Origin of the sequence: uncultured Zoogloea sp., from assembly GCF_937894855.1 — a bacterium.
GTDB classification, from domain to species: Bacteria; Pseudomonadota; Gammaproteobacteria; order Burkholderiales; family Rhodocyclaceae; genus Zoogloea; species Zoogloea oryzae.
The window spans coordinates 1-9,596 of the sequence record NZ_CALAYQ010000008.1 but is presented as its reverse complement, the minus strand read 5'-3'; the positions used below and the strand labels follow the sequence as shown (position 1 = coordinate 9,596).

Genomic DNA, 9,596 nt, shown 5'->3' with positions numbered 1-9,596 from the left:
GCCGCTCTGGAATCACTTCTACAACTGGCATCGACCCCACCACGGCATCGGCTGCCAAACCCCCAGCTCTCGGCTACCAGGGGACGGAAACAACGTCTTGACTCGGCACAATTAGTACCTCCTGCACTGGCTTTCTGCGCCAGACAGCCATCAACAAGGCACTTGATCGCTAGCGGCAAAGTACGATTATCAGATCATTTCCCCGACGTGGTGCTGATTTCAACGCGGCGGTTCACCGAACTGCTCGGGTTGCCCTTGTCTTTGAGTTGTGCCGATCCCACCCCGCTTGCCTTGAGGAAGGACGGTGAAATTCCGAAACTGCTGATGAAATACTGCCGAACCGCTTCAGCTCGCCGTTCAGACAGGTTTTGATTGAGACGCTTGGAGCCGGTGATGTCGGTGTGACCGATGAAAATCACGGAACTCCCGGACGCTTCGTTGCGCTTCAGAACTGGACCGAAGCTAGCCAGCAAGCTCTTGGCGGCGTCGCTGAGCTGAGCCGATCCAGAGGTAAACGAAATGTTTGACGGCAGGGAAAACACCTTTCGCGGAACGATCTGACCGCAAGTGAAACCGGCTTTCGCCGCTTCCTCGCAAGCCGCCGTGATTGAGGATTTCGGGAACAAACCGCTTTCGATCACTTCTGGAGCGACGCTCTCGTTGAGCTCAACTACGTCGCCACTGTTGTCGGCGGCTAAGGCAACTCCGGAAGCCAGGCAGATCGTCGAAATCATGAGTGATTTAAGCATCTTGGCAGGCCCTCTAACAGTTGAATTCATAACCTGGAGAGCATAAAAAGCTCCACCCTAAGTATACTCCAGACTACGTTTTTTGCCACGAAGTGCAATATGGTGCTCAACAGCTCTCGGATTTGCGGGCGCCACACAAGCCCTTCGGTGGCCGATAGCCCAGGCGGACAGCCTCAGGGCCGAAAAACTCGGCGTCAGGATCACCCTTCTCGGCCAGGCTGCGATAGAGCTCGTAGCATGCAATGGCGTTGCCGAGCAGGGCCGAGTAACGCAGCCATTGTTCGCCGCGCTGGAGGTTTTGAGAGATCCCGTTGTGCCCGTTTCGGTACATCAGTGAGATCCGCTCGGCTGCATCCTTGTCTCCGCGTAGCGCCTTACGCAGATCGGTCATGAAGAGTTCATCGCCCTTGGTGGTCTGAAAGGCGCTGACGGACAGCCGGACGAAGGGGCTGGACAGTGCTTGAAGCGCGTCGTCGGCCCCTGCCAGCGCCACCCGGACCTGGGCGTTGTAGCGGCTGTTCGGGTAAGCCTTTAGGAAGCCCTCGGCGCTCTTTTTGACGTCGCCTGGGAGTAGCGCTGCAGCCTGCTTGGCGTAGGCGTCATCTTCTGCATTGCGGGACGCAGCGAGAACTCGGGTTCGGCCCAGCATGAACACGCCGGCTTGGCCGGTGGTCATGTGAGGACGCTGGGCGAGTTGGCGGACGATGGCGGCGGGGTGATTGGTCATCGTCTTTTCGACCCGCAGACGGGTCAGCTCGAAGATATCGGTGATCGGCGTTTCTTCGTCCACGTCGTTCAGTGCACCAACCAGTTCCTGAGTGTAGAAACTGTTCTTGTCGGGATCGGCGGGCGACAGCGCCACTTGGCCGGCGCTGGCCGAGAAAGCCACGATGCAACCCTCCGGTGCGGTCGAGTAGTTGAACGCGCCGGCCGTGTCATTGGTCGTGCGGCAGGCATCGATAACGGCCACTCCAAGGCCCGGATAGCGTTGCGGAAAGGCAGCGAGCAGCTTTTCCTGCAGATTGATCGAGAGTTCCCTTGCTTTGGGGTCGTTGGTGGCGATGCCGGCGGGCAGGAGGTAATTGCGCCCGTCGATCTGCATGCCGTGACCGCAGAAGTAGACCAAGCCGATGCTGCGGCCGTCATTCGGGAGCATCGCCATGTGTTTGCGAAAACGCTCGATGGCAGCCGTGAAGCGGTGCAGATCGAGGTCATTCTCCACCTCGACCTCGAAGCCATGACGCCGTAGCGCAGCCTCAAGATCGCGGCCGTTCTTGCGCGCCGGCAAGATGCTGTCTCCACTCGGGTAGCTGCCGCAGCAGACGAGCAGCGCAATCTTCTGCGCTGGGGCTCGTTTTCTCGAATCGACAATGTCGGCGGCCAGCAATGGGCGAGAGTTGGTGCCTGCCGTTGATATCACGATGCCTGCCTGCCACATTCGAACCAAAAAATCCCTGCGCAGGGATGCATTGTGGGATGGGTGGGGTGGTCTTGACTGCGAATCGGACATGGTTAGTGCGGTGGGCTATTGGGGGCGGCGGCGAGTCTCGGAGAAGAGTTTCACTATTCACTGCATGGGGTGAATTTTCCTTGCGGATTTGACGGCATATCTTGCCTTGCACGGGACATGATTTGTGAGTAGTCTTAACGCAAACGGGTATCTACTTGCTTAAGGGTGTCAGCATGCAGGATTCTTTCCAGTCCCGGGTGTCGGTGGTGCTTACATTTTTCACGGCATCGGTGGGGTCTGCACTGGCCCAACAGGATGCTGGTCAGATTTTGCGCCAAATCGAGCCTCCTTCACAGCCGACATCGCGCCCGCCAGCCGAGCTGATTGATCAGCGCTTGGTTCCGCGCAAGGAAATCTCCGACGTACCCGACCTTAAGGTGGATGTCACCGCCTTCCGCCTCATTGGCGCACCTGAAGAAGAACGCACTGCGATCATGGCACTGCTGGCGTCGGCCATCGGCCCCAACAAGAGCTTTCAGGATATCCTCGACGCTGCCAGCCTGGTTCGCAGCCACCTTAACGCCCGCGGTTATCTCCTTGCACAGGTCTACATTCCGGAACAGAAGCTCCAAGACGGTGTCGTCGAGATCGTCATCTTGCTTGGCATGCTGGGCAAGGTCGAGCTTAACTACGATCCCGCAACGCCTGTCTCCAAAGCACGCATCCAGGCCCAGCTAGACCGCCTCCAGACCGGCGTGGTGCTGCGCACCGCAGAGCTGGAACGGGTTCTGTTTCTGCTAAACGACCTTCACGGTGTGCGTGCTCGCTCTACCATCCGCCCGGGCAGCACGCCGGGTACGGCTGATCTGATCGTCGACGTGACGCCGGACCCCACCGTCGGCGGGTTGTTCCAGCTCGATGCCATGGGCTCCCGCTACACCGGCCTGTACCGAGCCATGGGCGGTCTCAACATCGGTTCGCCGCTGGGCATCGGCGATTCGCTGTCGTTTCGCGGCATCTATGGCGAAGACAGCGGGATCAACTTCGGCTCGGTAAGCTACGTGGCGCCGGTGGGAACCGACGGCTGGCGGCTCGGTGGCTCGTATTCCAACCTCAACTACAAGCTGCTGACCAAAGCCGGCATACCGCCGGGCACGGGCGCCGCCTCCGATGGACTGGTGTTTGCGCTCTATCCGTTGGTCCGCTCGCGCAACGTCAATGTCTTCGTCCAGGCCGGCTTCGACCACAAGGAATTCACCGACGTTCCAGACGCCGGTGCGGTGGTCAAGCGACGTTCCGATTCCGCCTTGGTCACGGTCAGCGGCGACCTGCGCGACACGTTTCTCGGGGGTGGTATCAACAGCTTCTCCCTCGGCTACACCCACGGAAGCCTCGACAATCCGACGGCTCAGATCGGTACGCCAACCGGCCTTTACCGCCGAATCAACCCGTACTATTCCCGACTCCAGAGCCTCGGCCAGACCGGCCTGCTCGCGTTCTTCCGTTATTCGGGGCAACTGACGCCCGACCGGCTAGACAGCAGCGAAAAGTTCAGCCTCGGTGGCCCGAGCGGCGTGCGGGCCTTTCCGGTGGGCGAGGCGCCCGCCGACCGGGCGCATCTGGTCAGCGTCGAACTGCGTCACACGCTGCCCAACTGGGATGGCCGGATCCCAGGTTCGCTGGTCGGCGCAATGTTCTGGGATTGGGGTAGGGCGCGCCTTGACCGCGATCCGTCCGCCGGCAACTCGACGGCCGACCGCAACACCCGGGTGCTTTCAGCCGTAGGCCTGGCGCTCAACTGGGCAACCGCCCAGTCGTGGTCTGCCCAGGCCAGCCTCGCCTGGCGCACCCAGGGTGAGCTCGTCAGCGATAAGCTCGATCACCGCCCCCGGCTCTACGCCCAGATCACCCGCTACTTCTGACAAGCCCGCGCCAACCCCGGCCTTCTGGGTCGTGGCACCCAGGATGAAATAAAGGAAGTTCCATGGTCACCCAGCCCCGCCAAGCGACACGATCCTCCCGCCACGACGCTCCCCGTTTCCGCACCAGCCTGCGACCACTGGCCGCGGCGCTGATGGTGGCGCTGTGCAACAACGCCTTCGCCCTGCCCACCGATCCCACCATCGTGTCAGGGCAGGCCGCCGTGAATGCGGCCGGCACGACCGGGCTGGTGGTCAATCAGAGCAGTTCCAAGGCGGCGATCGACTGGCGCACCTTCAGCGTTGGCAGCAACGAAACGGTGCGCTTCAACCAGCCTTCCACCGCCGCGGTGACCGTCAATCGGGTCACGACCAATGATCCTTCCCAAATCCTCGGCAAGATCAGCGCTCTCGGTTCGGTATTCCTCATCAACCCGTCGGGCATCATATTTGGCCGTGATGCGGTGATCGATGTGGGCAGCCTGGTGGCATCCACCCTCACCGCCAGCAGTGCCGATCTGCTGAGTGGCCGCTACGTGTTCGGCGTAGCACCAGGTGGGTCGGGCAGCGTGCGCAACGAGGGCCGGATCACCGCAGCCGAAGGCGGCAGCGTGACACTGATCGGCACCCGGGTGAGCAACTCCGGCGCCATCGCCACGCCGGGCGGAACCACCGGCCTCATCGCCGGTGAGCGGGTCAACATCGATTTCGACGGTGACGGCCTCGTACGTTATCAGGTGGATGCAGGTGCCGTGCCGACGCTGGTCGAGAACGCCGGGCAAATCATCGCCGATGGTGGTCGGGTGGCGCTGCAGGCCGGCACCCGAGACGCCCTCCTCGATACCGTGCTGAACGTGGATGGCGTGGTGCGGGCGCGAAGCATCAGCCGGCGCAACGGCGAAATTTATCTCGATGGCGGCGGCAGCGGCGTGGTGCAGGTGAGCGGAACGCTGGATGCATCGGGTACCGCGGCCGGTGTCGGTGGCGGGCAGGTGAGGGTACTTGGCGAGAGCGTCGGCCTGTTCGGCAGCGCCCACATCGATGCATCGGGCGAAGCCGGCGGCGGAGCGGTGCTGATCGGTGGCAATTATCAAGGCGGCGGCGCCGAGCACAACGCCACCCGTAGCTATGTCGGAAGCGGCGCGAGCATTTCCGCCGACGCCACCGGCAGCGGCGATGGCGGCAAGGTGATCGTGTGGGCCGACGACTGGACGCGCTTCTACGGCAGCATCCGGGCTCGCGGCGGCGCGCTGGGCGGCGACGGCGGTTTCGTCGAGGTGTCGGGCAAGCGTAATCTGGCCTTCTCGGGCGACGTGAACACAGGCGCTGTGCTGGGGCGAGCAGGGATGTTGCTGCTCGACCCGGAGAATCTTAACGTGGTGTCCGGGGAGGCACCGGCCCCGGCGGTAACGGCGGATCCCGCGGGTGTTTTCCGGGCGCCGAGCGTGGGAGATGACATCACGTACTACGTGTCCGCCTCCAGCCTCGACGGTGCGTCGGATTACACCCTTCAGGCACCCGGTACGGTGACTTTTGCCACTTCAGTGGCCTTCAACGGGGTTGCCAGCAACATCATTTCTGTCACTGGTGGCACTGGCATCATATTTGCCGGCGGCTCGACGGTATCGACCAAGGGTGCGGCGCTGTCGCTCACCGCGCCGGATATGACCCTCGGCGCGATCACCACCAACGTTGGCAGCCCGGCAGGCGGAAACCTCAAGATCGATGCCAGTGGCACCGTTACCCAGCTTGCCGCCTTCACCCTTGGCGCCGGCTCGCTGATCAAGCAAGGCACTGGAACCCTCAATCTCAGCCAGACCAACACCTACACCGGCAGCACGACGGTCAACGCCGGCACCATCACCGTGAGCAACGCTGCGGGGCTGGGCTTCAGTGCGGTTCAGGTTGATTCGGGCGCCACGCTGTATATCGACGGTGTGACGATTGCGCCCTCGTCGATCAACATCGCCGGCAGCGGCGTGGACGGCACGGGCGCATTGACCGGCACCGGCGCCGCGTCTTACAGCGGTAGCCTAGTGCTCAGCGGCGCCGCGGCTGTCGGTGCAACCGCGGGCAGCACGCTGACCCTCGGCGCCATCAACGGCGGTGTCGGCGACAGCCTGATCAAGCTCGGTGATGGCACGGTCGTGCTGGGCGGCCCGGCAAGCTATTCTGGCGGCACAACCATCGGCGCCGGCGTGCTCACGGCGGGCAACGCCACCGCCCTCGGCCCTGCGGGCACTGTCACGGTCACATCGGGCGGAACGCTCAACATCGCCGACGGCATCACCCTCGCGGCCGGTACGCCAATCAGCCTTTCCGGCACCCTGCGCGGCACGGGCAATGCGGTTTACGATGGCACGGTGACCCTTGCGGCAGCGACCGCACGCATCGACACCCCCATCGCCAGCGACACCCTCACGCTGGGGGCGGCGATGGACGGCAGTAGCGCCCTCACCAAGATCGGCGCCGGGACGCTGAAATTGTCCGGTGCCAACAGCTACTCCGGCAGCACCGCGATCAATGGCGGCACCGTGCTCCTGAACAGCAGCAGCACGCTACCCGATCTCACCGTGGTGAGTTTTTCCGGCGCCGGCTCGAAGCTCGAACTCAACGGAACGAATCAGCACATCGGCAGCCTCGGCGGTTCGGGCACGATCCAGCTCGGCACAGGGACGCTGCGGGTCACCCAGAATGTCGACAACACCTTCTCCGGTACGATCGCCGGTGCCGGCAACCTCACGAAGGATGGTCCGGCCACGCTGACGCTCACCAGCGCCGGCGGCTACGCCGGAACGACCCGGGTGACCGGCGGCATGCTGACCCTGCAGGGCGCGGGGAGCCTCGGCGGCGGTGCGGCCACCGTCGATGCCGGCGCCACCCTGCATCTGGACGGCGTGTCGCTGACTTCACCCAGCTCGATCAACCTCGCTGGCGCCGGCTGGAACGACGGCACCCACAGCTATGGCGCGTTGTGGGGTACTGGCGCCGCGGGCTACACCGGAGAGCTCGCGCTGACGTCCCCGGCGACCATCCATGTGGGGCCGTTCAGTGGTGCGAGTACCGACCGACTCACCTTGACTGCCGGCAGCGGCGGCACGGTGATTTCGGGTGGGGTCTCGCGCAACCTCACCAAAACCGGTCTCGGCACGTTGGAGATCGCCACAGGCAGCGCGTCCTTCGGCGACATGGCGATCCAGGCTGGTACCCTGAGCATACGTAGCGACGCCCTGGGCGTGGGCGATGTCAGCGTGGCCTCCGGCGCTACCCTGAACATCAACAACACCGCTCTGCACACACCGAGGTCGATCCAACTGAGCGGTAATGGCGTGGACGGCGCTGGTGCGCTGACCGGCACCGGCACCGCCGGCTACACAGGTGCAATCGCACTGCCCGCGGCTACCTCAATCGGCGTCAGCGCCGGCAGCATGTTCACCCTCAACACCAACCGCAGTGGCGCCGGCAACCTCACCAAAGTGGGCGCGGGCACGCTCGTACTCGGCGGTAGCGCCGCCACCCACAGCGGCACCACGACCATCGCCGCCGGCATCCTCACCGCCGCCAGCAACTCCGCCTTTGGCCCGGGCAGCGTCGCGGTGGATTCAGGTGCAACGCTCAACATAGCCGACGGCATCACCCTCGCGGCCGGTACGCCAATCAGCCTTTCCGGCACCCTGCGCGGCACGGGCAATGCGGTTTACGATGGCACGGTGACCCTTGCGGCAGCGACCGCACGCATCGACACCCCCATCGCCAGCGACACCCTCACGCTGGGGGCGGCGATGGACGGCAGTAGCGCCCTCACCAAGATCGGCGCCGGGACGCTGAAATTGTCCGGTGCCAACAGCTACTCCGGCAGCACCGCGATCAATGGCGGCACCGTGCTCCTGAACAGCAGCAGCACGCTACCCGATCTCACCGTGGTGAGTTTTTCCGGCGCCGGCTCGAAGCTCGAACTCAACGGAACGAATCAGCACATCGGCAGCCTCGGCGGTTCGGGCACGATCCAGCTCGGCACAGGGACGCTGCGGGTCACCCAGAATGTCGACAACACCTTCTCCGGTACGATCGCCGGTGCCGGCAACCTCACGAAGGATGGTCCGGCCACGCTGACGCTCACCAGCGCCGGCGGCTACGCCGGAACGACCCGGGTGACCGGCGGCATGCTGACCCTGCAGGGCGCGGGGAGCCTCGGCGGCGGTGCGGCCACCGTCGATGCCGGCGCCACCCTGCATCTGGACGGCGTGTCGCTGACTTCACCCAGCTCGATCAACCTCGCTGGCGCCGGCTGGAACGACGGCACCCACAGCTATGGCGCGTTGTGGGGTACTGGCGCCGCGGGCTACACCGGAGAGCTCGCGCTGACGTCCCCGGCGACCATCCATGTGGGGCCGTTCAGTGGTGCGAGTACCGACCGACTCACCTTGACTGCCGGCAGCGGCGGCACGGTGATTTCGGGTGGGGTCTCGCGCAACCTCACCAAAACCGGTCTCGGCACGTTGGAGATCGCCACAGGCAGCGCGTCCTTCGGCGACATGGCGATCCAGGCTGGTACCCTGAGCATACGTAGCGACGCCCTGGGCGTGGGCGATGTCAGCGTGGCCTCCGGCGCTACCCTGAACATCAACAACACCGCTCTGCACACACCGAGGTCGATCCAACTGAGCGGTAATGGCGTGGACGGCGCTGGTGCGCTGACCGGCACCGGCACCGCCGGCTACACAGGTGCAATCGCACTGCCCGCGGCTACCTCAATCGGCGTCAGCGCCGGCAGCATGTTCACCCTCAACACCAACCGCAGTGGCGCCGGCAACCTCACCAAAGTGGGCGCGGGCACGCTCGTACTCGGCGGTAGCGCCGCCACCCACAGCGGCACCACGACCATCGCCGCCGGCATCCTCACCGCCGCCAGCAACTCCGCCTTTGGCCCGGGCAGCGTCGCGGTGGATTCAGGTGCAACGCTCAACATAGCCGACGGCGTGACCCTCGGCTCACCATCCAGCATCAATCTGGCGGGTTCCGGTCTGGTGATCGCCGGCCGTAGCGTCGGTGCGCTGATGGGCACCGGCACCGCGTCGTACAGCGGCGGCGTCAGGCTCGCCAGCGATGCCGAGATCACTGCGGCTGCTGGCGGAACACTGACCCTGAACGGCACCGTCAGCGGCGCAACGCGTGCGCTCACCATTGATGGCCCCGGCACCGTTACGCTCGCCGCTGGCGCCAACGGCCTCAGCAGTGTGACTCAACTGGCAGGCAGCACCCTCAACCTCGGCGCCAGCCAGAGCATCGTGACCAGCGGCGTACAGACCTATCTCGGTACGCTGCGCGGCGCCAACGCCACGCTGCGGAGTACCGGCGGCGGTGCGGTCAGCGCCGCCGGCAGTGCTAACCACTTTACCGGTACGCTGACCCTTGATACCACCGGCCCCGCCAGCCTGGCCGGGCACTTCGGCAGCTTGAACGCCCACACCGGCGCGC

Annotated in this window: 4 protein-coding genes and 1 pseudogene; 3 read left to right on the top strand and 2 right to left on the bottom strand. The window is 64.4% G+C overall.

Annotated elements, in window-relative coordinates; genetic code table 11:
- A pseudogene (locus tag Q0672_RS00385) lies at positions 1 to 115 on the top strand (IS481 family transposase); the annotation flags it as partial.
- Positions 116 to 194: 79 nt separating this feature from the next.
- Here the strand turns inward: Q0672_RS00385 and Q0672_RS00380 are convergent.
- Both Q0672_RS00380 and Q0672_RS00375 read right to left on the bottom strand, forming a co-directional pair.
- Positions 195 to 749, bottom strand: coding sequence for an OmpA family protein (locus Q0672_RS00380; RefSeq protein WP_194271296.1), 555 nt, complete (start codon positions 747 to 749; stop codon positions 195 to 197).
- Positions 750 to 855: 106 nt separating this feature from the next.
- Positions 856 to 2,187 carry a caspase family protein gene (locus Q0672_RS00375; protein WP_298618628.1) on the bottom strand — a complete coding sequence of 444 codons (1,332 nt, stop codon included), beginning with the start codon at positions 2,185 to 2,187 and terminating at the stop codon, positions 856 to 858.
- A 245-nt stretch (positions 2,188 to 2,432) separates the two neighbouring features.
- Between Q0672_RS00375 and Q0672_RS00370 the strand changes: the two genes are divergently transcribed.
- Together Q0672_RS00370 and Q0672_RS00365 are read left to right on the top strand one after the other, a co-directional pair.
- Positions 2,433 to 4,121, top strand: coding sequence for a ShlB/FhaC/HecB family hemolysin secretion/activation protein (locus Q0672_RS00370; protein ID WP_298618626.1), 1,689 nt, complete (start codon positions 2,433 to 2,435; stop codon positions 4,119 to 4,121).
- Positions 4,122 to 4,183: 62 nt separating this feature from the next.
- A partial coding sequence (locus Q0672_RS00365; RefSeq protein ID WP_298618624.1) for a filamentous hemagglutinin N-terminal domain-containing protein occupies positions 4,184 to 9,596 on the top strand: 5,413 nt, incomplete at its 3' end.